Origin of the sequence: Antarcticimicrobium luteum, from assembly GCF_004358185.1 — a bacterium.
Classification (GTDB): domain Bacteria; phylum Pseudomonadota; class Alphaproteobacteria; order Rhodobacterales; family Rhodobacteraceae; genus Antarcticimicrobium; species Antarcticimicrobium luteum.
Window position 1 is genome coordinate 19,101 of sequence record NZ_SMUV01000059.1, and the last position, 19,628, is coordinate 38,728.

The following is a 19,628-nucleotide window of genomic DNA, read 5'->3' on the forward strand; positions in this document are numbered from 1 at the left end:
CTGTCCCTAACACCGGAATTTCAGGAGTCCCGCGATGCCCGCCATCACCAACCACATGCCGACCGCCGAGCTTCAGGCGCTGGACAGCGCCCACCACATGCACCCCTTCACCAACGGAGACGAGCTGGCGGCCAAGGGCGCGCGGGTGATCACGCGGGCCAAGGGCGTCTATCTGACCGACAGCGAGGGGGTCGAGATCCTCGACGGCATGGCCGGGCTGTGGTGCGTCAATATCGGCTATGGCCGTGACGAGCTGGCCGAGGTTGCCGCCCGCCAGATGCGCGAGCTGCCCTACTACAACACCTTCTTCCAGACCACGCATGTGCCCGCCATCGCGCTGGCCAGCAAGATCGCCGAACTGGCGCCGGGCGATCTGAACCACGTGTTCTTCGCCGCAGGCGGGTCCGAGGCGAACGACACCAACATCCGCATGGTGCGCACCTATTGGGACGCCAAGGGCAAGCCCGATAAAAAGATCATCATCAGCCGCAAGAACGCCTATCACGGCTCGTCCATGGGCAGCGCCAGCCTCGGCGGCATGGCCGGAATGCATGCCCAGGGCGGCATGCCGATCCCGGACATTCATCACATCAATCAGCCCGACTGGTGGGCCGAAGGCGGCGACATGACGCCCGAGGCGTTCGGCCTCGCCCGCGCGCAAGAGCTGGAAGCCGCGATCCAGGACCTGGGCGAGGATCGCGTCGCGGCCTTTATCGCCGAGCCGGTGCAGGGCGCCGGCGGCGTGATCGTGGCGCCCGACAGCTATTGGCCCGAGATCCAGCGCATCTGCGACAAGTACGAGATCCTGCTGATCGCGGATGAGGTGATCACCGGGTTTGGCCGCACCGGCAACTGGTTCGGCTGCCAGACCCTGAACATCCGTCCCGACATCATGACCATCGCCAAGGGGCTCAGCTCGGGCTACCAGCCGGTCGGCGGCTCGGTGGTCAGCGACGAGGTGGCCAAGACCCTGGGCGGGGTGGAGTTCAACCACGGCTATACCTATTCCGGCCATCCGGTGGCCGCCGCCGTGGCGCTGGAAAACCTGCGCATCCTCGAGGAAGAGGGCATCGTCGACCGCGTGCGCGCCGAAACCGCGCCCTACCTGGCCGAGAAATGGCACAGCCTCGGCGATCACCCGCTGGTGGGCGAGACCAGGATCGTCGGCATGATGGCCTCGCTGGCGTTGACGCCCGACAAGGCGAGCCGCGCCAAGTTCGCCTCCGATCCGGGCACCGTGGGATACATCTGCCGCGAACGCTGCTTTGCCAACAACCTGATCATGCGCCACGTCGGCGACCGGATGGTCATCTCGCCGCCGCTGGTCATCACCAAGGCAGAGATCGACACCCTGATCGACCGTGCCCGCCGCGCGCTCGACGAATGCCACGCCCAGCTCAGGGAACGGGATCTGCTGAAAATGGCGTCCTGAGGGGCGTACCGAGGACCAAGACCGACCCCCCGGGCCCCGGCCCGGGGGGTTTTCGTTCAGGGGTCAGGCTCCGTTGTGGAACACCCGCGCCCCGGTGGCCCGCAGCAGCGCGTCCGGCGCGACGCGAAAGACGGCGTTGGGCGCGCCGGCCGCCGCCCAGACCGCAGGATACTGCAATAGCGCGTTGTCCATCCAGGTGTCGATGGCGCTCAGATGGCCGATCGGCGCGACACCGCCAATCGCGAATCCGGTTTCCTCGCGCACCCGCCCGGGGTCGGCGCGGCGCAGCCCCTCGTCGAACATCCCGCTGGCGGCATCCAGGTTCACGTCGTGCCGTCCGCTGACCAGCAGCAGCTTCAACTCGCCGCTGTCGACCCCCTCGAAGATCATCGATTTGACGATCTGCCCTACGTCGCAGGCGCAGGCGGCGGCGGCCTCCTGCGCGGTCCGGGTCGAGGCGGGCATATGCAGGACCGACATGTCCAATCCGGCGGCGGCTGCGGCGCGCTCGACGCGCCTGGTGCTTTTCGACATCGAGGCCTCCTGGGTATCCTCTGGCAAAGATTGGATACAAAAATACGTATTGCAGACATTCTGTCAATGCCGCAGGATTGTACCGGCAAGGAAACGGACCGCCATGACAGACAAGCCCAGCCGAACCGGCGCCACCGCCACACAGATCGCCGCGGCGCTGCGCACCGACATCATCGCCGGCGCCTTCGCCCCGGGCACAGTCCTGCGGCAGGAGGAACTGGCGCGGCGGTTCCACACCAGCAGGATGCCGGTCCGCGACAGCCTGCGCATTCTGGAACAGGAGGGGCTGGTCATCCTGGCGACCAATCGCGGCGCGCGGGTGGCGCCGTTGGATGCCGCCGGTTTCCGGGAAATCTCCGAGATGCGGGCGGTGGCAGAGCCGCTGGCGCTGAAACACGCCATTCCCGAACTGACAAACCGCCAGCTGGATCAGGCCGAGGCGATTCTGGATCAGGCCGAAACAGCCGCAGCAGACCGGTTCGGTGCGCTGAACAAGGCGTTTCACCTCGCCTTGCTCGCGCCCTGCCAGCGGCCGCGACTGCTGTCCCATATCGCCGGCCTGAGCGATCTCAATGAACGCTATCTGCATCTGGCGGCGAGAGAGCTGGACTATGCCGCCCGCTCTCATGCCGAACACCGGGCGCTGCTTGCGGCCTGCCGCGACCGGGACGCCGAGCGCGCCTGCGGGCTGCTGACCGCGCATATCGTCAGCGCCAGCGAGGCCCTGCTCGCCGCCCTGCGCACGGCGGACTGAATACGGCCCGTCTCTGGTCAGGGCGGCGGGTCCAGCGCCGGCGAGGCTTAGAAATCCACCCCGCGTTGCGCCTTGATCCCGTTGTGATAGGGGTGCTTGACCTCGGTCATTTCGGTGACCAGGTCGGCATAGGCGCAGATCTCCGCCGGCGCATCGCGCCCGGTCAGGATCACGCCGGTCCGATCCGCACGCGCCCTCAGCCCCTCCAGCACCTCTTCGGCACTCAGATAGCCATAGCGCAGCGCGATGTTGATCTCGTCCAGAACCAGCAGGTCGAAATCGCCGCTCTCCATCATCTGACGCGCGCGGGCGAACGCGGCCTGCGCGGCGGCGATGTCGCGGGCGCGATCCTGGGTGTCCCAGGTAAAGCCTTCGCCCATGGTATGCCAGGTGACCCCGCCCAGCCGGTCGAAGAACTGCCGCTCGCCGGTGATCCAGCTGCCCTTGATGAACTGAACCACGCCCACCGTCTGCCGCCAGCCCAGCGCGCGCACGACAACGCCAAAGGCGCTGGACGACTTGCCCTTGCCGTTGCCGGTATGCACCAGCACCAGCCCGCGCCCCGGATCGCCCGCCTCGGAGACCTTGGCGCGGTGCTCGGCCTGCATCTTCTTCATCTTCTGCTTATGTGTCTCGGCGTCGGTCACGCGGCGTCCCTCCTGAATGTCCGACGGATCATAGGGCAGGCGGCGCGGGGGTAAAGATCACGCCTTCGGATCGCTGACCGATCGCGCGCGGGCCCGTTCCAGCCCCAGATGATGCTCGCGCCAGATCACCAGTATATTGCCCGCGATCACCAGCGCGGCACCCGCCAGCATGACCAGCGTCGGCACCTCGCCGAACCAGACATAGCCGATCAGGATCGCGAACAGCATCGAGGCGTAGTCATAGGGCGCCAGCATCGAGGCCGGCCCGAACCGGTAGGACGCGGTCACCAGGATCTGCGCCACGCCCCCCACCAGACCCGCCAGCACCAGCAGCAGGGCGATCTGCGGCGGCGGCACCACCCAGCCGAACGGCAGCGTCAGCAGCGCCAGAACGGATGCGGTGGCCGAGAAATAGAACACGATGGCCGACGTGCGCTCGGTCTCCACCATCCGCCGGATATGGATCTGCACCAGCGCCCGCAGCATCGTCGCCCCGAGGATCAGCAGCGCGCCCAGCGCGGCGGCATCGCGCAGTCCGCCGCCGCCGGCGCCAAGGCGCGGCCAGACCATGATCACCACCCCGACCAGACCCACCAGAACCGCGCTGATCCGCACCAGCCGGATCCGCTCGCCCAGCATCAGCGCGGCCAGTATCAGGGTAAAGATCGGCGTGGCATAGCCGATCGCCGTGACTTCGGGCAGCGGCAAAAGCCCCAGACCGGCAAAGGTCATCCCCATCGCCGAGGTGCCGATGATCCCGCGCCAGAAATGCCCCATCGGCCGATGCGCAATCAGCCCGCTGCGCAGCTCTCCCTTGGCGGCGATCCAGACCAGGATCACCGGGATCGCAAAGAACGAGCGGAAAAACACCGCCTCACCCGCCGGGACATCCTCGGACGTCGCCTTGATCAGCGCCGCCATTGTCGAGAACAAAAAGATCGCGCTGAGTTTCAGCGTCACCGCGAGTCCCGGTCGATGCGATGTTAAGGATGTCGCCATTCGCGGACCCTGCGCCGCGCCACGGGAAAGATCAACGGGTTGATTTCGCCCCGTTGCAGGGCGCAGATAGACGAAACCCGAGCGGAGGCATTCGATGTACGACGACAATCACCTGATCACCCGGCTGCGTGCGGCCTCTGTGGGCCACGAGACCCGCAATTTCGCCACCTTCCCGGCCCGCGCCAGCATGACCTTTGGCGAGCTTTTCGCCGGCGCCGAGCGCAACGCGGCGGCGCTGGTGGCGATGGGCGTTCAGCCGGGCGACCGGGTGGCGGTGCAGGTCTCCAAGACCATCGAGGCGATTCAGCTCTATCTCGGCACGGTGATGGCCGGCGGTGTCTTTCTGCCGCTCAACACCGCCTATACGACGCCCGAGGTTTCCTATTTCCTCGGCGACGCCACCCCGCGCGTGGTGGTCTGCGATCCGGCGAAGTACGAGGCGATCTCCGGCATCGCCGGTGACGCTCGGGTGGTCACGCTCGACGGCAAGGGGCTGGGCACGCTGACCGACGCCGTGGTCGGGCGCGGCGGCTTCGACCCGGTGCCGCGCGGGCCGGACGATCTGGCGGCGATTCTGTACACGTCGGGCACCACCGGCCGCTCCAAGGGTGCGATGCTCAGCCACGCCAACCTGGCCAGCAACTCCGAAACGCTGCGCGACTACTGGCGGTTCACGCCGCAGGACGTGCTGATTCACGCGCTGCCGATCTTTCACACCCACGGGCTGTTCGTCGCCACCAACGTGGCGCTGCTGGCCGGGGCGCGGGTGATCTTCCTTCAGGGGTTCGACGCGGACGCCATTCTGGACGCGATGCCGCAGGCAACCGCGCTGATGGGGGTGCCCACCTTCTACACCCGCCTGCTCGCCGACCCGCGCCTGACGAAAGAGCGCGCGGCCAACATGCGCCTGTTCATCTCCGGCTCGGCGCCGCTGCTGGTGGAAACCCATGAGCAATGGGAGGCACGCACCGGGCACCGCATCCTGGAACGCTACGGCATGACCGAAACCAACATGAGCACCTCAAACCCCTACGACGGCGAGCGTCGGGCCGGCACCGTCGGCTTCCCGCTGCCCGGCGTCGAAGCGCGGGTGATGCACGAGGGCAAAGAGGTGCCCGCCGACGAGATCGGTGTGCTCGAGGTGCGCGGGCCAAACGTGTTCCAGGGTTACTGGCAGATGCCCGAGAAGACGGCGGAAGAGCTGCGCCCGGACGGCTGGTTCATCACCGGCGATTTGGCGATGATCGACGCCGATGGTTATGTCACCATCGTCGGCCGCGAAAAGGATCTGATCATCACCGGCGGCTTCAACGTCTATCCCAAAGAGGTCGAAGGCCTGATCGACGAGCTGCCCGGCGTGCTGGAAAGCGCGGTGATCGGCGTGCCGCACCCCGACTTCGGCGAGGGGGTGGTCGCCGTGGTGGTCCCCGACAGCGACGGCACCACGCCCGAGGCCATCGCCGCCGCGCTCGACGGCCAGCTTGCCAAATTCAAGCAGCCGAAAAGGATCGTCATGGTCGATGCCCTGCCGCGCAACACCATGGGCAAGGTGCAGAAAAAGGCGCTGCGCGACGACTACAGCACGGTTCTCGCCTGACCGCGCGCCCGGCGGCACCCGCCGGAGGCATGGCGCGCGGCGCCATTCCCGCTCAGGTCAGCCAGAACAGCAGCGCGCTGAGGCTGAAGAAGGCGGCGGAGGTGGCCACCAGCAGGGCGATGGAGGCCGCCCCGCCAAGGCCGCGCTCCTGCGCCAGAACGGTGTAGATGCCGAACATCGGCATCGCCGCCGACAGGATCGCGGCAAGGCGCATCTCTTCGCTCAGGGCGGCGAGGCCGAGCAGCGGCAGCGCCAGCGCCGCAAGCGCCACCATCCCCGGATGCAGCAACAGCTTGGCCGCCGCGATCTGCGCCGCCAGCGTCTTGTTTCCCTTCATCGGCAGCCCCACCAGCGCGCCGCCGATCACCATCAGCGACAGCGCGGCGGCAGAGGCCGCCAGCATCCCCATCACCCGGGTCACCGGCGCCGGGATGGTCAGGCCGGAGGCCGAGACCGCCAGCCCCAAGAGCAGCCCGATCACCATCGGCCGCTTCAGCAGCCCCAACAGCACATGGCCCGCCCGCCGCAGCGGCGAAACCCCGGCGCGACCCTCCGCCAGATCCATCAGAATCAGGCAGATCGGGATGATCAGCACATTCTCGACCAGGAAATTCAGCGCCAGGATCACGCCTGCCAGATCGGGCAGCACCAGCAGCAGCACCGGATAGCCGACAAAGCCGGAGTTGGGGCAGGAGGCCCCCATCACCGCCAGCGCCCGGCGCGGCCTGTCCGGCGCGGTGGCGCCGAACCACAGCCAGGCGGCGATGAGGGTCGCCAGCCCGCCGACCGCCATCACCAGCAGATAGCCGGGGCGCAGCACCTCGCCCAGATCGCGGCCCGCCACCGCGTTGAACAGCAGCGCCGGCAGCGCCAGGTTCAGCACATATTGCCCCAGAACCCCCATGTCCTGCGGTTTGAACCAGCCGATCCGCACCACGATGTAGCCGATGACCACCGCAGCGTAGATCGGAAAGGTGATGCCGAGAATATCGCTCATGTCGCGGTCCAGTCCGGCGGCAGGGGGGTGCCGATCTCGGCGCCGAGGTCTTCGAGGAAACCGATCATGCGCCGGGCGCGCGCGTGGGCGATCTGCCGCCCCCGCGCGGTCAGCATTCCGGCGGGCAGCGCCAGCAGCTTGGTGCGGAAATGATCGAGCGCATGGGCCCTGTCGTCGGGATCGCGGCGCTGGGAAAAGGGGTCGGCGGGATCATAGAGCGGCCGCCCCAGCGCGCCGGAAACGGCAAAGCAACGGGCGATACCCACGGCCCCCAGCGCATCCAGCCGGTCGGCATCGCGCAGGATCTTCGCCTCTGGCGTCTCCGGCGGGATACCGGCGGAAAAACTATGCGCGGCGATGGCGTGCCGGGTCGCCGCGATCCGCTCCGCGTCAAAGCCCAGATCACGCAGGATCGGCGCCGCCTCCTCCGCCGCCAGCCTTGAGGCGCGGGCGCGGTCGGGGCTGTCCTTGGGCAGGTTCACCAGATCGTGCAGATAGCTCGCCGCCAGCAGAACCGCGCGATCCGCACCCTCCCCGGCAATCGCCTGCACATTGGCCCAGACCCGGTCGAGATGGGCCATGTCATGGGCGCTGTCCTGCGCCATGCGGGTTTCGACAATTTCCCGCAGCCGGTTCCGCAGGGGGGCGAGATCAGCCAATGCGACCCCGGGCCTCGCCCACCGCGCCGCCGATCTGGCCGCGGTTCAGCAGGATATGATCGAGGATCACGCAGGCCATCATCGCCTCGCCCACCGGCACCGCGCGGATGCCGACGCAGGGGTCGTGGCGGCCCTTGGTGATGATCTCGGCTGCCTCGCCCGATCTGGTGATGGTCTGGCGTGGCTTCAGGATCGAGGAGGTGGGTTTGACCGCGAAGCGAACCACCACGTCCTGCCCGGTGGAAATGCCGCCCAGAATGCCGCCGGCGTGGTTCGAGGAATACACCGGCCGCCCGTCGTTCCCCATGAAGATCTCATCGGCGTTGTCCTCGCCGGTGAGCTGGGCTGCCGCCATCCCCTCGCCGATCTCCACGCCCTTGACCGCGTTGATCGACATCATCGCGGCGGCCAGATCGGTGTCGAGCTTGCCATAGACCGGCGCGCCGAGGCCGGCGGGCACGCCGCGCGCCACCACCTCGACGATCGCGCCCACCGAATTGCCGGATTTGCGCAGGGCGGTCATATAGTCCGCCCAGTCCGCCGCCGCCCGGGCGTCGGGGCACCAGAACGGGTTTTCCGCGATGGTGCCCCAGTCGAACCGCTCGCGGTCGATCTCATGCGGCCCGATCCGGGTCATGTAGCCGGTGATCTCGACCCCGGGCGCCAATGTCGCCAGCGCCGCCCGCGCCAGTCCGCCGGCGGCGACCCGCGCCGCCGTCTCGCGCGCCGAAGAGCGGCCGCCGCCGCGGTAATCGCGGATGCCGTATTTCTGCCAATAGGTGATATCGGCATGGCCGGGCCGGAACTTCTCCATGATCTCGGAGTAATCCTTGGACCGCTGGTCGGTGTTCTCGATCATCAGTTGCACCGGTGTGCCGGTGGTCTGCCCCTCGAACACGCCCGACAGGATCTTCACCGCGTCCGGTTCGCGCCGCTGGGTGGTATAGCGGCTGGTGCCCGGCCTGCGGCGGTCGAGCCATTGCTGGATGACGCCCTCGTCCACCGGCACGCCGGGGGGGCAGCCGTCGACCGTGGCGCCCAGTGCGGGCCCGTGGCTTTCGCCCCAGGTGGTGACACGGAAGAGATGACCGAAGGTGTTCAGGGACATAGGCGCTGCTCCACAGGGTTCGCGCCCGCAGTTACCGTATTGCCGGGGCCGGTGCAATTCGCGGGCCGCAAATCGGGCCGCAAAACGGTCCGCAGACCGCAGCCACCGGCGGCAAATGGGTCGGGTCCGGCGACCGGTTTCCCCTTGTCCGCAGGCGGAGCCGCTGATTTGAATGGGGCCGGAACGGAACAGAACTGGGACCGTCGACGTGACATCGGGACATATCCCCTCGCTTGACGGGTTTCGCGCGGTATCGATCCTGGTCGTGTTCGCCAGCCATGTCGGTTTCGGCGACACCGTGCCCGGGGGCTTCGGGGTGACGGTGTTCTTTTTTATCTCGGGTTTCCTGATTACCACCCTGCTGTGCCGCGAGACGGACCGCTATGGCCGGATCTCGTTCCGGGCCTTCTATGCCCGGCGGGTGTTGCGGCTGATGCCGCCGCTGCTCTGCGCGCTGGGGCTGTCCTATCTGCTGCTGGCCACCGGGATCGCCATCGGCGGGTTCGACTGGACCACGCTCATCAGCCAGATCTTTTTCTTCTTCAACTACCTCTACATCTACGGCCAGAGCGAGACGGTGCTGGGCCTGGGCGTGCTGTGGTCTCTCTCGGTCGAGGAGCATTTCTATATCCTCTGGCCGCTGGTCTTTCTGGTCTTCGCCGGACCGGTCCGGCGGTTGCGGTGGATCTGGCCGCTGATCCTGGTTTTCACCCTCTGGCGCGCAGTCCATTACTGGGGTCTGGGGACCGGCTTCGAGGGGATCTATTATCTCAGCGACACCCGGCTCGACAGCCTGCTGGTCGGATGCGCGCTGGCGCTGTTGATGTGGCGCGACAGGATCCCCGTGCGGGCCGGACGGCCAGTGGTCATGGCGAGCGTGCTGGCGCTGTCCTTCGCCGCGCTGCTGGTCAGTTTCCTCTGGCGCGATCCGGCGTTCCGCTCGGTGCTCCGATATGCGGTGCAGGGACTCGCGCTGATGCCGATCTTCTACTATGCGGTCACCCGCCCGGACCTGTGGCTGTTCCGCCCGCTGAACTGGGGCTGGATGCAGAGGATCGGCGTTTATTCCTATTCGATCTACCTGATCCACCTCGTGCTGATCCGCACCATGGATTTCGGGGCCTTCGCCGGGACCGGAATGCTGTGGAAGGTGATCTGCGCCGGTGGGCTGTCGGTACTCTATGCCGCGGCGATTCACCAGCTGGTCGAACGCCCGCTGCTGCCGCTGCGGCGGCGCATAACCGGCCATCTGCCGGTGCCGCGCTAGACCCCGCCGGTGCCGGGGCAGGGCATCGCCGCGGTTGAAATGGCTTGCCGCCGGCGGGGCGGGGCACTACGGTCCGCCTCACCTCGGGGTGCCCCTGCGCCTCATCAGGGTCCATGGGAAACCGTTTCCCGCCCGGGTGAGGCGACAGAAATTCGGGCTGAGATGCAGTTGCGAACCCGTTGAACCTGAACCGGCTCATACCGGCGTAGGGAAGGTGAATGGACATGCCTCCACCCTTGCCCTGTCGCCGCAAAAGGAGGATGCCATGAAGTATCTAACGTTTGCAGCGGGATTGCTTTCGGCCACTACGGCGCTTGCCGAGGTGCCGACGCTGACCGTCTATACCTATGACAGTTTCACCGCCGAATGGGGGCCCGGCCCGCAGGTCGAAAAGGCCTTCGAGGAGGTCTGCGGCTGCTATCTGAAACTGGTCGCCGCCGGCGACGGCGCCGCACTGCTGGCTCGGCTCAAGCTCGAAGGCGCCCGCACCGAGGCCGATATCGTGCTGGGGCTGGACACCAACCTTGTTCAGGCAGCCCGCGACAGCGGCCTCTTCGCCCCCCATGCGGTGACGGCCGAGTACGATCTGCCGATCGAATGGAGCGATGCGAATTTCGTCCCCTACGACTGGGGCTATTTCGCCTTCGTCCAGTCCCGCGATCTCGCCGCCCCCACCTCGTTCCGCGCGCTGGCCGACAGCGATCTGAAGATCGTGATCCAGGATCCGCGCAGCTCCACCCCGGGGCTGGGCCTGCTGATGTGGGTCAAGGCGGCCTATGGCGATGAGGCCCCGGCGATCTGGGAGGGGCTGGCCGACAATATCGTCACCGTGACCAAAGGCTGGTCCGAGGCCTATGGCCTGTTCCTCGATGGCGAGGCCGACCTGGTGCTCTCCTACACCACCTCGCCCGCCTATCACCTGATCGCGGAAGAGGACGACAGCAAGACCGCCGCTCCGTTCGACGAGGGCCATTACATGCAGGTCGAGGTGGCCGGTAAACTCGCCGCCACCGACCAGCCGGAGCTGGCCGATCAATTCCTGCAATTCATGGTGACGGACGCCTTCCAGTCGGTGCTGCCCACCACCAACTGGATGTACCCGGCGGTGACGCCGGAGGCTGGCCTGCCCGCAGGCTTCGAGACGCTGATCCAGCCCGCCAAGGCGCTCCTGTTCTCGCCCGAAGAGGCGGCAGAGCTGCGCGACCCCGCGCTCACCGAATGGCTGACCGCGCTCAGCCGGTAAGCGGCGCAGCGGGGGTCGGCGCGGCGGCATTCGTCGCCGCGCTGATCCTCGGCACGCTCGCCGCCGTGGCCCTTCGGGCCGAGCCGGGCAAGGGGCTCGGCCCCGCCGACTGGCAGGCGCTGCGCTTTACCCTCATGCAGGCCGCGCTCTCCGCCGTCTTCAGTGTGGCGCTGGCGGTGCCGGTGGCCCGCGCGCTGGCGCGGCGGCGGTTTCCCGGCCGTGCGGCGCTGATCACGCTTCTCGGCGCGCCGTTCATCCTGCCGGTGATCGTCGCCGTGCTGGGCCTCTTGGCCGTCTTCGGCCGCGCCGGATGGGTCAGCCAGGCGCTGGGCGCCGTCGGGCTCGAGCCGCTGCGAATCTATGGTCTGCACGGGGTGGTGCTGGCGCATGTCTTCTTCAACCTGCCGCTGGCGACCCGGCTGATCCTGCAGGGCTGGCAGGAGATCCCCGCCGAACGCTTCCGCCTCGCCGCCCAGCTTGGCGCCGGCCCGGGGGCGATCTGGCGGCTGCTGGAGCGTCCGATGCTTGCCCGCGTGGCCCCCGGCGCGCTGGCGGTGGTCTTTGCCATCTGCCTCAGCTCCTTCGCCGTGGCGCTGACGCTGGGCGGCGGCCCGCGCGCCACCACGGTGGAACTGGCGATCTATCAGGCGTTCCATTTCGATTTCGACCTCGGTCGCGCGGCGCTGCTGTCCTGCATCCAGATCGCCCTGACGGTGATCGCCGCCAGCCTCGCCCTGCGCGCGCGCCCCGGCGGCGGTTTCGGCGCCGGTCTCGACCGCCCGGTGCAGCGGTGGGACGCCAATACAACCGGCCTGCGCCTGCTCGATACCGGCGCCATCGCCCTCGCCGCCCTGTTTCTGCTGCTGCCGCTGGCCGCCATCGCCCTTTCCGGCTTGCCCGGCCTGCCGCAACTGCCGCTGAGCGTCTTTCGCGCCGCCGCAACCTCGGTGCTGATCGCGCTGGGCAGCACCGCAATCCTGCTCCTCCTCGCCGTGCCCATGGCCGCCACCGTCGCGCTCGCCCGCCACGCGCTCTGGGTCGAGCTGGCGGGTCTGCTCGGCCTCGCCGTCTCGCCGCTGGTGATCGGCATCGGCCTTTTCGTGGTGATCTATCCGCTGGCCGACCCCTTTGCGCTGGCGCTGCCGGTGACGGCGCTGGTCAACGCGGTGATGGCGCTGCCCTTTGCCCTGCGCATCCTCGTGCCGCGCGCGCAGGCGGTGATCGGCGATTACGGAAGGCTGGGGGCCAGCCTGAACATGGGCGGCGGGCCGTTCCTGCGGCTGGTGCTGCTGCCGCGGATGCGGGCCCAGATCGGCTTTGCCGCCGGTCTCGGTGCCGCGCTGTCGATGGGCGATCTCGGCGTCATCGCGCTTTTTGCCGATACCGAGGTGGCCACGCTGCCGCTGCAGATCTACCGTCTGATGGGGGCCTACCGGATGGAGGCGGCGGCGGGCGCGGCGCTCCTGCTGCTGGTGTTGTCGATGCTGGCCTTCTGGATCTTCGACCGCGGAGGGCGCTGGCATGCTGAGGCTTGAAGACGCGGTGATCCGCAATGGCGAGTTCACCGTCCGCGCCGATTGGGCGGTGGATGGGGGCGCCCGCGTCGCCGTCATCGGCCCCTCCGGTGCCGGCAAGACCACGCTGATCGAGGCGATCGCCGGCTTCCGCCCGCTGGAGCGCGGCCGCATCCTCTGGGACGGGCGCGACATTACCGGCGACGCCCCGGGCAAGCGTCCCGTCGCCATGTTGTTCCAGGACGGCAACCTGTTCCCGCACCTGACCGTGGCGGAAAATGCCGGCCTCGGCCTGCGCCCCGACCTGCGGCTGAATGCAGAGCAGAAGGCCAGGGTCCGCGCAGCGCTCACCCGCGTCGGGCTGGCGGGGCTGGAGGATCGCAAACCCGGCGCCCTCTCCGGTGGCCAGCAAAGCCGCGCCGCGCTGGCCCGGGTGCTGTTGCAGGACCGGCCGCTCTTGCTGCTCGATGAACCCTTCGCCGCCCTCGGCCCGGCGCTGAAGGTCGAAATGCTGGATCTGGTCGCGGCACTGGCCGAAGAGACCGGCGCAACGCTGCTGATGATCAGCCACGATCCGGACGACGCCCGCCGCATCGCCGATCAGGCGATCCTGGTGGCCGTGGGCACGGCCCACCCGCCGCAACCCACCGCCGCGCTGCTGGACAATCCGCCGCCGGCGCTCCGCGACTATCTGGGCGAAACCTGACAAACTGCCGGCACGCGCCCGCCGGCCGATGGCGGGCGCGTGCCGGCAGTTTCAAAGACCTCAAGGCCGCCTGCGGCTGGTTCCGGGAAACGGGGGCAGGGGCCCTTATTCCGCCGCCATCGGCACCAGCGCGGCGCGGGTCTTTGCGATACCCAGCGCCGCCTCTGCCGCCTCGCGCCCCTTTTGCACGAAATGGGCGCGGTAGATGGCGCTGTGATGCTCTGTCTCCTGATAGTGATGCGGCGTCAGCGACACCGAGAGCACCGGCACCCCGCTGTCGAGGCCCGCGCGCATCAGCCCGTCGACCACCGCCCGGGCGACGAAATCGTGCCGATAGATGCCGCCGTCCACCACCAGCGCGGCGCAGGCCACGGCGGCGTATTTGCCGGTCATCGCCAGATCGCGCGCCAGAAGCGGCATCTCGAAGGCGCCGGGCACGTCAAAGACATCGACTTGGCTTGCCGGGATCAGTTGCAGGAACCCCTCCAGCGCGCGGTCCACCACATCGGCGTGCCATTGCGCTTTGACGAAGGCGTATCGGGTGTGTGTCATCGTGATCTCTCCATTGGTTGAACGACACGTCACCCAAGGCGATCACGAACAGCACGGACCCACGCGTCGCGCGGTCCCGGTCTGCACGTTCTCTTCCATCCGGACTTTCACCGTCGGCTCCGGCCTCTCACCGGATCTGCTGACACCCCCGCCGGTTTTGTGGGAGGGGGCCGCTCGCGGGCTCGCGGGAAACCCCGCATACCGCCGGTGGGGAATTTCACCCCGCCCTGAGAACGCCGCGACCTTGCCAAGGCGCGCCGCGCCGGTCAAGCATGGCCGCAACGAAGGAGAGGCCGATGCACCCCAACCCGATCTACCGCACCGCCGATGCCGCCCGGAACATCGGTTTCGCCCGCGCCCGCGCCCGCGGCTTCGGCGTGCTGGCGGTCGCAGATCCGGCGGGGGTCGCGCCGATGCTGTCGCATGTGCCCTTCGTGCTCTCGGACGATGGCGCCATGGCCGAGCTGCATCTGGTCCGCTCCAATCCCATCGCCCGGGCGCTCCAATCCCCGCTGCCCGCCCGCCTCGCGGTCAGCGGGCCGGACAGCTATATCTCGCCCGACTGGTACGGGATGGAGGACCAGGTGCCGACCTGGAACTATGTCGCCGTCCATCTGACCGGGCGGCTGGAGCTTTGCCCGCAAGAGGAGCTGCGCGGCTTTCTCGACCGGCTCTCGGCGCAGTTCGAGGCCCGGCTGGCGCCGAAACCGGAATGGCGCGCCGACAAGGTGGACCGGGCCGCGCTGGACCGGATGATGCGGATGATCGTGCCCGCGCGGCTGCATGTGGATGGGATCGACGGCACCTGGAAACTGGCGCAGAACAGACCCGGGGCCGCCCGCCTCGCCGCCGCCGACGGGGTGGCGGAAACCGGCATCGGCGCCGAACTTTCCGCGCTGGCCGAGCTGATGCGAGACGTCCCGGAGGAATGATGGACAGCCGCCCCGCCCGCGCCTAGGCTGCCGCCGAACACAGCGAACGGAGCGACCCCAATGAAACTGATCATGTCCCCCGCCTCTCCCTTTGTCCGCAAGGTGGCGGTGTTGATCCGGGAAACCGGCCAGCAGGACGACATCGAGGAGGTGGAGGTGTCCACCACCCCGGTGAACACCGCCGATGCGGTCTGGGCGGCCAACCCGCTGGGCAAGATCCCGGCGCTGGTGCTGGAGGACGGACGCGCGCTCTATGACAGCCGGGTGATCACCCGGTTTCTCGATGACCGGGCGCAGGCCGGGCTTTATCCCGCGGACCGGCTCTGGGACGTCCTCACGCTGGAGGCGACCGCCGATGGCATCCTCGAGGCCGCCGTGCTGATGGTCTACGAGAGCCGCGTGCGCCCCGAAGAGATGTGCTATGCGCCCTGGGTCGAGGCGCAATGGACCAAGGCGCTGAGCGCGGTCAGGGCGGTTGACGCGCGCTGGCTCGATCAGCTGAACGGTCCGCTCGACATGGCGCAGATCGCCGTCGGCTGCGCGCTGGGCTATCTCGATTTCCGTCACCCCGGCCGCGACTGGCGCAGCGAGGCCCCGGGGCTGGCCGACTGGTTTGCGGGGTTCGGGCAACGCCCCGCCATGGTGGCGACGCGCCCGGGGGGCTGAGACCGGCGGCGGTCCGAGGCGTTTGACGCAGATCATGTCCCGCCCCGTGCCGCCCACGCAAGGATGCCACAGGCAAGGAGAGGACGCCGATGACCGATCACGCGCAAACCGACCCCGGACAGCCGATCGCCGCAAACCGGCTGCGGCCGGCCTGCGATCCGGCAAGCCTGGGCTTTGCCACCACCGCCGAGCTTGAGCCGATCGAAGGGCTGATCGGGCAGGATCGCGCGATGGAGGCGATCCGCCTCGCCGCCGGGATGCGCGCCAGCGACTTCAACCTCTTCGTGCAGGGGCCGCCGGGGACCGGGCGGCGCGCCTCGGTCGATGCCTTTCTGGGCAGGCACGCGGCGACCCTGCCCGAGCCGGACGATTGGGCCTATGTCAACAATTTCGATGCGCCGCACCGTCCGCGCGCGCTGCGGCTGCCGCCGGGAGTGGCGAGCAAGCTGAAGGACGAGATGGAGGACGTGGTGGACGATCTGGCGATCGACATCGCGGCGCTGTTCGAATCCGACGATTACCAGGCCGCCAACCGCGCCATCAACGAGGAGTTCGGCGAACAGCAGGAACACGCCATGTCGGAGTTCGCCGAAAAGGCCAAATCCGAGAACGTGGCGCTGATGCGCACGCCGATGGGCATCATGCTGGCGGCGATCAAGGACGGAGAGGTGGTCAAGACCGACCACTTCGAGACCCTGCCCGAGGACGAGCAGAAGCAGATCGAGGAAAAGATCGGCCGGTTGCAGGCCGAGCTGTCCGAGATACTGAGAAACGCCCCCAAGCTCGACCGTGACCGCCGCCGCCGGATCGAGGCGCTGAACGCCGAGATGCTGGGCGAGGTGGTCGCCTCGCGCCTGCGCGAGGCGCGCGACGCCTTTGCGGGCCTCGATGCGGTACAGGCGTATCTGGCGACGGTCGAAGAGGATCTGATCGGCAACGCCGAGATGTTCCTCGTCGTGATGCAACAGCAGCAGCAGGCCGACGGGCCATTCCCGGAATCGGTGCACAAGGCGCACAGCAACCCGGTCTTCCAGCGTTATATGGTCAACGTCATGGTCACCCGCGAGGAGGACGATGCGCACGGCGCGCCGCTGGAATCCGAGGATCTGCCTACCCTCGACCGGCTGACCGGACGGATCGAACATGCGCAGCAGATGGGCGCGCTGTTCACCAATTTCATGATGATCAAGCCCGGCGCGCTGCACCGCGCCAACGGCGGCTATCTGGTGCTGGACGCGCGCCGCCTGCTGTCCGAGCCGATGGCCTGGCCGGCGCTCAAGCAATGTCTGCAAAGCGAGTCGATCACCATCACCTCGATGGGCGAACGCCTCAGCCTGGTCTCCACCACGTCGCTGGAGCCTGACCCGATTCCGATGAACCTTCGGGTGGTGCTGATCGGCGACCGCATGCTCTATGCGCTGCTGGTCACGCTCGACCCCGATTTCGGCGAGCTGTTCAAGCTGCAGGCGGATTTCGAGGAAAGCATCGAGCGCAGCGATGAAAGCCAGGCGCTGTTTGCCCGGGTGATCGGCATGCGCGCGACAAAGGACGGGCTGCACCCGGTCTCGGCCGCCGGCGTGGCGCGGCTGATGGACGAGGCGGTGCGCCTGGCCGAGGACGCCAGCAAGCTCAGCCTGCATCTGGGGGCGCTGGGCGATCTGCTGAGGGAGGCCGATTATTACGCCGGGCAGAACCGGCGCGACCAGATCGAGGCGGCCGACGTGGACATGGCGGTGCGTCAGGCCGACCGCCGCGCCGCGCGCATCAAGGACCGCATGCGCGAGATGGTGCGCCGCAAGACCATCCTGATCGACACCGGCGGCGCGCGGGTGGGCCAGGTCAACGGGCTCTCGGTGATCGGGCTGGGCGGCTATCGCTTTGGCCGGCCGTCGCGGATCACCGCCCGCACCCGCATGGGCGGCGGCGAGCTGATCGACATCGAGCGCGAGGTCGAGCTGGGCGGGCCGCTGCATTCCAAGGGGGTGCTGATCCTGTCCGGCTATCTCAGCGCGACCTATGCGCTGGATGTGCCGTACTCGCTGCAGGCCAGCCTGGTGTTCGAGCAGAGCTATGGCGGCGTCGATGGCGACAGCGCCTCGGCGGCGGAGCTGTTCGCGCTGATCTCCTCGCTCTCCGGCCTGCCGATCGACCAGGGCTTTGGCGTCACCGGCTCGGTCAACCAGAACGGCGAGATTCAGGCCATCGGCGGGGTCAACGAAAAGATCGAAGGGTTCTTCGAGACCTGCCTCGATCAGGGGCTGACCGGCGCGCAGGGGGTGATGATCCCGGCGGCGAATGTCGATCACCTGATGCTGCGGCAGGACGTGGTCGATGCGGTGCGCGACGGCACGTTCCGGGTGATCGCCATCCGCACCATCGACGAGGGGCTGGCGGTGCTGACCGGGCGCGATCCCGGCACCCGCGGCGCCGACGGCGTCTATCCGCCCGACTCGGTCAACGGGCTGGCCGAGGCCCGGCTGCGCGGCTTTGCCGACCAGCGCCTCAAATTCGCCCAGGCCGGTAACAAGCCGCCGAACGGGCAGGGGGGCTGAACATGGTCGATGCGGAACAGCGGCACAGACGCATTCTGGTGGGCGCCGGCAGCTATGCCGATGCCCGCGCCGCGCTGGCGATTCTCGACCGCATCGCCGGATTCGGCATCACCGATATCGGCGGGCTCTTCGTCGAGGACCGCGGCCTGATGGAGGCCGCCGCCCCGCGGATGAGCGCGCTGGTCAGTCCGCGCGGCGCGATCCGGGACGCCCCCTCGCGGCAGGTTCTGCGGCTGATGTGGCAAAGCGATGCCCGCGCCTTTCGCGACCGGCTGAGGCAGCTTGCCGCGCGCCGCGCCCTGCGCTGGAGTTTCGACCGCCTGCCCGGTGATCCGGTGGCCGGGCTGTGCGGTGCGGCGCAAAGCTGGGACTGGCTGCTGATCGGGCATCTGCCCTCGGGGGCGCGGGCCGGCAAGGTTGTGGGCATCGCCCCTGCGGCCGAGGGCGGCGACGGCGTCGGACAACTGACCGGGGCGCTGGCGCAGTCGCTGCGCACCGGGGCCGAGGTCATCCGCGACAGCCTGCCCGAGGACGAGATCCTGGCGCGGCTGGAGCGGGTGCACGCCGCCGCGGTGGTGATCGACGCGGCCGGCGGCCCGTTCCGCACCGCCGCGCAGATCCGCGCGCTGCTTGCCGCCGCGCGCTGCCCGGTGCTGGTTCTGGGCGCGGCGCGCATCCCCAGCCTGGTCGAACACAGCACGCAAATCCCCGCTTCGCCGCAGGGGAAGGGCGGCTGAGGTGTGACCAAACTGCGTCAAACCGCCACGGCTGCGACTCCTTGATCCGCCAAACCCGCTGGACGAAACCGGTTCACAGCGATAGATACCCGCCCTGAGACACCGCGCGTATACAGCGGTGCACGTGCATACTGCCCCTTGCGGGCGCTGGAATCGGAGAAAACCTCGTGTCCCACGCAGAAGACCACGAAGGCACCCGGAGGGATTTCCTCTACTACGCCACTGCCGGCGCAGGTGCTGTGACCGCCGGTGCCGCCATCTGGCCGCTGGTCAACCAAATGAACCCTTCGGCCGACGTGCAGGCGCTGTCGTCGATCCGCGTCGATGTGAGCGACGTCGAGACCGGCACCCAGATCAGCGTGAAGTTCCTTGGCAAGCCGGTGTTCATCCGCCGCCGCACCGAAGAAGAGATCGCCCAGGCCCGCGAGGTGGCGCTGGGGGATCTGACGGACCCGAAATCCGAAAACCCGAACAAGCCGGGCACCGACGCCTCGGACCAGAACCGTACCCTGGACGAGAACGGCGAATGGCTGGTGATGATGGGCGTCTGCACCCATCTGGGCTGCGTGCCGCTGGGCGACGGGGCCGGCGAGTTCAACGGCTGGTTCTGCCCCTGCCACGGGTCGCACTACGACACCGCCGGGCGCATCCGCAAAGGGCCGGCGCCGGAAAACCTTCACATTCCGGTGGCCGAATTCATCGACGAAACCACCATCAAGCTGGGTTAAGGGG

Annotated in this window: 19 protein-coding genes and 2 riboswitches; of the genes, 12 read left to right on the forward strand and 7 right to left on the reverse strand. The window is 68.3% G+C overall.

Features of this window, described 5'->3' with window-relative positions; all coding sequences use genetic code 11:
• The first annotated feature begins 34 nt into the window (after positions 1 to 34).
• Positions 35 to 1,432: an aspartate aminotransferase family protein gene (locus E1832_RS07540; RefSeq protein WP_133359126.1), complete on the forward strand. Its 1,398-nt coding sequence runs from the start codon at positions 35 to 37 to the stop codon at positions 1,430 to 1,432.
• Between the two features lie 63 nt (positions 1,433 to 1,495).
• Here the strand turns inward: E1832_RS07540 and E1832_RS07545 are convergent, their stop codons facing one another.
• Positions 1,496 to 1,966: a YbaK/EbsC family protein gene (locus E1832_RS07545; RefSeq protein WP_133359127.1), complete on the reverse strand. Its 471-nt coding sequence runs from the start codon at positions 1,964 to 1,966 to the stop codon at positions 1,496 to 1,498.
• Positions 1,967 to 2,069: 103 nt separating this feature from the next.
• Between E1832_RS07545 and E1832_RS07550 the strand changes: the two genes are divergently transcribed.
• Positions 2,070 to 2,720 carry a GntR family transcriptional regulator gene (locus E1832_RS07550; protein ID WP_133359128.1) on the forward strand — a complete coding sequence of 217 codons (651 nt, stop codon included), beginning with the start codon at positions 2,070 to 2,072 and terminating at the stop codon, positions 2,718 to 2,720.
• A gap of 47 nt (positions 2,721 to 2,767) precedes the next feature.
• On the opposite strand, the gene cobO is transcribed toward E1832_RS07550, so the two are convergent.
• Together cobO and E1832_RS07560 are read right to left on the reverse strand one after the other, a co-directional pair.
• Entirely contained in the window at positions 2,768 to 3,367 is a 600-nt protein-coding gene (gene cobO / locus E1832_RS07555) for a cob(I)yrinic acid a,c-diamide adenosyltransferase (protein ID WP_133359129.1), read from the reverse strand.
• A 57-nt stretch (positions 3,368 to 3,424) separates the two neighbouring features.
• Positions 3,425 to 4,366: a DMT family transporter gene (locus E1832_RS07560; protein WP_133359130.1), complete on the reverse strand. Its 942-nt coding sequence runs from the start codon at positions 4,364 to 4,366 to the stop codon at positions 3,425 to 3,427.
• A 94-nt stretch (positions 4,367 to 4,460) separates the two neighbouring features.
• Between E1832_RS07560 and E1832_RS07565 the strand changes: the two genes are divergently transcribed.
• Entirely contained in the window at positions 4,461 to 5,963 is a 1,503-nt protein-coding gene (locus E1832_RS07565) for a malonate--CoA ligase (RefSeq protein ID WP_133359131.1), read from the forward strand.
• A gap of 52 nt (positions 5,964 to 6,015) precedes the next feature.
• Here the strand turns inward: E1832_RS07565 and E1832_RS07570 are convergent, their stop codons facing one another.
• Genes E1832_RS07570 through aroC form a run of 3 tightly spaced genes read right to left on the reverse strand, consistent with a single transcriptional unit; the run spans position 6,016 to position 8,727 of the window.
• Positions 6,016 to 6,960 (reverse strand): AEC family transporter, encoded by a 945-nt coding sequence (locus E1832_RS07570; protein WP_133359132.1) that lies wholly within the window; start codon positions 6,958 to 6,960, stop codon positions 6,016 to 6,018.
• The gene (locus E1832_RS07575) at positions 6,957 to 7,565 is read right to left on the reverse strand and encodes an HD domain-containing protein (RefSeq protein WP_133359133.1); all 609 of its coding nucleotides are present in this window, start codon (positions 7,563 to 7,565) and stop codon (positions 6,957 to 6,959) included. Before E1832_RS07575 ends, E1832_RS07570 begins: the two co-directional genes overlap by 4 nt.
• 46 nt (positions 7,566 to 7,611) lie before the next feature.
• Positions 7,612 to 8,727 carry a chorismate synthase gene (gene aroC, locus E1832_RS07580; protein WP_133359134.1) on the reverse strand — a complete coding sequence of 372 codons (1,116 nt, stop codon included), beginning with the start codon at positions 8,725 to 8,727 and terminating at the stop codon, positions 7,612 to 7,614.
• Between the two features lie 208 nt (positions 8,728 to 8,935).
• On the opposite strand from aroC, the gene E1832_RS07585 reads away from it, so the two are divergent.
• From E1832_RS07585 to E1832_RS07600, 4 genes are all read left to right on the forward strand, one after another.
• A complete protein-coding gene (locus E1832_RS07585) occupies positions 8,936 to 9,994 on the forward strand; it encodes an acyltransferase family protein (protein ID WP_165978829.1) in 1,059 nt (352 codons plus the stop codon).
• 74 nt (positions 9,995 to 10,068) lie between these two features.
• Positions 10,069 to 10,223: riboswitch (TPP riboswitch) on the forward strand.
• A 36-nt stretch (positions 10,224 to 10,259) separates the two neighbouring features.
• Complete coding sequence (thiB, locus tag E1832_RS07590; protein ID WP_133359136.1) at positions 10,260 to 11,237, forward strand: thiamine ABC transporter substrate binding subunit; 978 nt, start codon at positions 10,260 to 10,262, stop codon at positions 11,235 to 11,237.
• The gene (locus E1832_RS07595) at positions 11,213 to 12,772 is read left to right on the forward strand and encodes a thiamine/thiamine pyrophosphate ABC transporter permease ThiP (protein ID WP_133359137.1); all 1,560 of its coding nucleotides are present in this window, start codon (positions 11,213 to 11,215) and stop codon (positions 12,770 to 12,772) included. The genes thiB and E1832_RS07595 overlap by 25 nt, the downstream gene beginning before the upstream one ends.
• On the forward strand, positions 12,759 to 13,457 hold the full coding sequence (locus E1832_RS07600) for a thiamine ABC transporter ATP-binding protein (protein ID WP_133359138.1): 699 nt from the start codon (positions 12,759 to 12,761) through the stop codon (positions 13,455 to 13,457). The genes E1832_RS07595 and E1832_RS07600 overlap by 14 nt, the downstream gene beginning before the upstream one ends.
• Positions 13,458 to 13,562: 105 nt before the next feature.
• On the opposite strand, the gene E1832_RS07605 is transcribed toward E1832_RS07600, so the two are convergent.
• Positions 13,563 to 14,009 (reverse strand): 6,7-dimethyl-8-ribityllumazine synthase, encoded by a 447-nt coding sequence (locus tag E1832_RS07605; protein ID WP_133359139.1) that lies wholly within the window; start codon positions 14,007 to 14,009, stop codon positions 13,563 to 13,565.
• 83 nt (positions 14,010 to 14,092) lie between these two features.
• Positions 14,093 to 14,248: riboswitch (FMN riboswitch) on the reverse strand.
• 57 nt (positions 14,249 to 14,305) lie between these two features.
• On the opposite strand from E1832_RS07605, the gene E1832_RS07610 reads away from it, so the two are divergent.
• The 5 genes from E1832_RS07610 (at position 14,306) to petA (ending at position 19,624) form a co-directional block, all read left to right on the forward strand.
• On the forward strand, positions 14,306 to 14,941 hold the full coding sequence (locus E1832_RS07610; RefSeq protein ID WP_133359201.1) for an FMN-binding negative transcriptional regulator: 636 nt from the start codon (positions 14,306 to 14,308) through the stop codon (positions 14,939 to 14,941).
• Between the two features lie 60 nt (positions 14,942 to 15,001).
• A complete protein-coding gene (locus E1832_RS07615) occupies positions 15,002 to 15,607 on the forward strand; it encodes a glutathione S-transferase (protein ID WP_133359140.1) in 606 nt (201 codons plus the stop codon).
• An 89-nt stretch (positions 15,608 to 15,696) separates the two neighbouring features.
• Positions 15,697 to 18,159 carry a Lon protease family protein gene (locus E1832_RS07620; protein ID WP_133359141.1) on the forward strand — a complete coding sequence of 821 codons (2,463 nt, stop codon included), beginning with the start codon at positions 15,697 to 15,699 and terminating at the stop codon, positions 18,157 to 18,159.
• Positions 18,160 to 18,161: 2 nt separating this feature from the next.
• The gene (locus E1832_RS07625) at positions 18,162 to 18,896 is read left to right on the forward strand and encodes a hypothetical protein (protein ID WP_133359142.1); all 735 of its coding nucleotides are present in this window, start codon (positions 18,162 to 18,164) and stop codon (positions 18,894 to 18,896) included.
• Between the two features lie 167 nt (positions 18,897 to 19,063).
• On the forward strand, positions 19,064 to 19,624 hold the full coding sequence (gene petA, locus E1832_RS07630) for a ubiquinol-cytochrome c reductase iron-sulfur subunit (RefSeq protein ID WP_133359143.1): 561 nt from the start codon (positions 19,064 to 19,066) through the stop codon (positions 19,622 to 19,624).
• Positions 19,625 to 19,628: the final 4 nt, after the last annotated feature.

Coding starts and splice junctions, on each gene's coding strand:
- E1832_RS07560 (WP_133359130.1), bottom strand. CDS start 4,366: ATGGCGACATCCTTAACATCGCATCGACCGGGACTCGCGGTGACGCTG.
- thiB (WP_133359136.1), top strand. CDS start 10,260: ATGAAGTATCTAACGTTTGCAGCGGGATTGCTTTCGGCCACTACGGCG.
- E1832_RS07620 (WP_133359141.1), top strand. CDS start 15,697: ATGACCGATCACGCGCAAACCGACCCCGGACAGCCGATCGCCGCAAAC.
- E1832_RS07545 (WP_133359127.1), bottom strand. CDS start 1,966: ATGTCGAAAAGCACCAGGCGCGTCGAGCGCGCCGCAGCCGCCGCCGGA.
- E1832_RS07565 (WP_133359131.1), top strand. CDS start 4,461: ATGTACGACGACAATCACCTGATCACCCGGCTGCGTGCGGCCTCTGTG.
- E1832_RS07595 (WP_133359137.1), top strand. CDS start 11,213: ATGGCTGACCGCGCTCAGCCGGTAAGCGGCGCAGCGGGGGTCGGCGCG.
- aroC (WP_133359134.1), bottom strand. CDS start 8,727: ATGTCCCTGAACACCTTCGGTCATCTCTTCCGTGTCACCACCTGGGGC.
- E1832_RS07570 (WP_133359132.1), bottom strand. CDS start 6,960: ATGAGCGATATTCTCGGCATCACCTTTCCGATCTACGCTGCGGTGGTC.
- E1832_RS07600 (WP_133359138.1), top strand. CDS start 12,759: ATGCTGAGGCTTGAAGACGCGGTGATCCGCAATGGCGAGTTCACCGTC.
- E1832_RS07575 (WP_133359133.1), bottom strand. CDS start 7,565: ATGGCGCAGGACAGCGCCCATGACATGGCCCATCTCGACCGGGTCTGG.
- E1832_RS07625 (WP_133359142.1), top strand. CDS start 18,162: ATGGTCGATGCGGAACAGCGGCACAGACGCATTCTGGTGGGCGCCGGC.
- E1832_RS07550 (WP_133359128.1), top strand. CDS start 2,070: ATGACAGACAAGCCCAGCCGAACCGGCGCCACCGCCACACAGATCGCC.
- E1832_RS07605 (WP_133359139.1), bottom strand. CDS start 14,009: ATGACACACACCCGATACGCCTTCGTCAAAGCGCAATGGCACGCCGAT.
- E1832_RS07610 (WP_133359201.1), top strand. CDS start 14,306: ATGCACCCCAACCCGATCTACCGCACCGCCGATGCCGCCCGGAACATC.
- E1832_RS07540 (WP_133359126.1), top strand. CDS start 35: ATGCCCGCCATCACCAACCACATGCCGACCGCCGAGCTTCAGGCGCTG.
- E1832_RS07615 (WP_133359140.1), top strand. CDS start 15,002: ATGAAACTGATCATGTCCCCCGCCTCTCCCTTTGTCCGCAAGGTGGCG.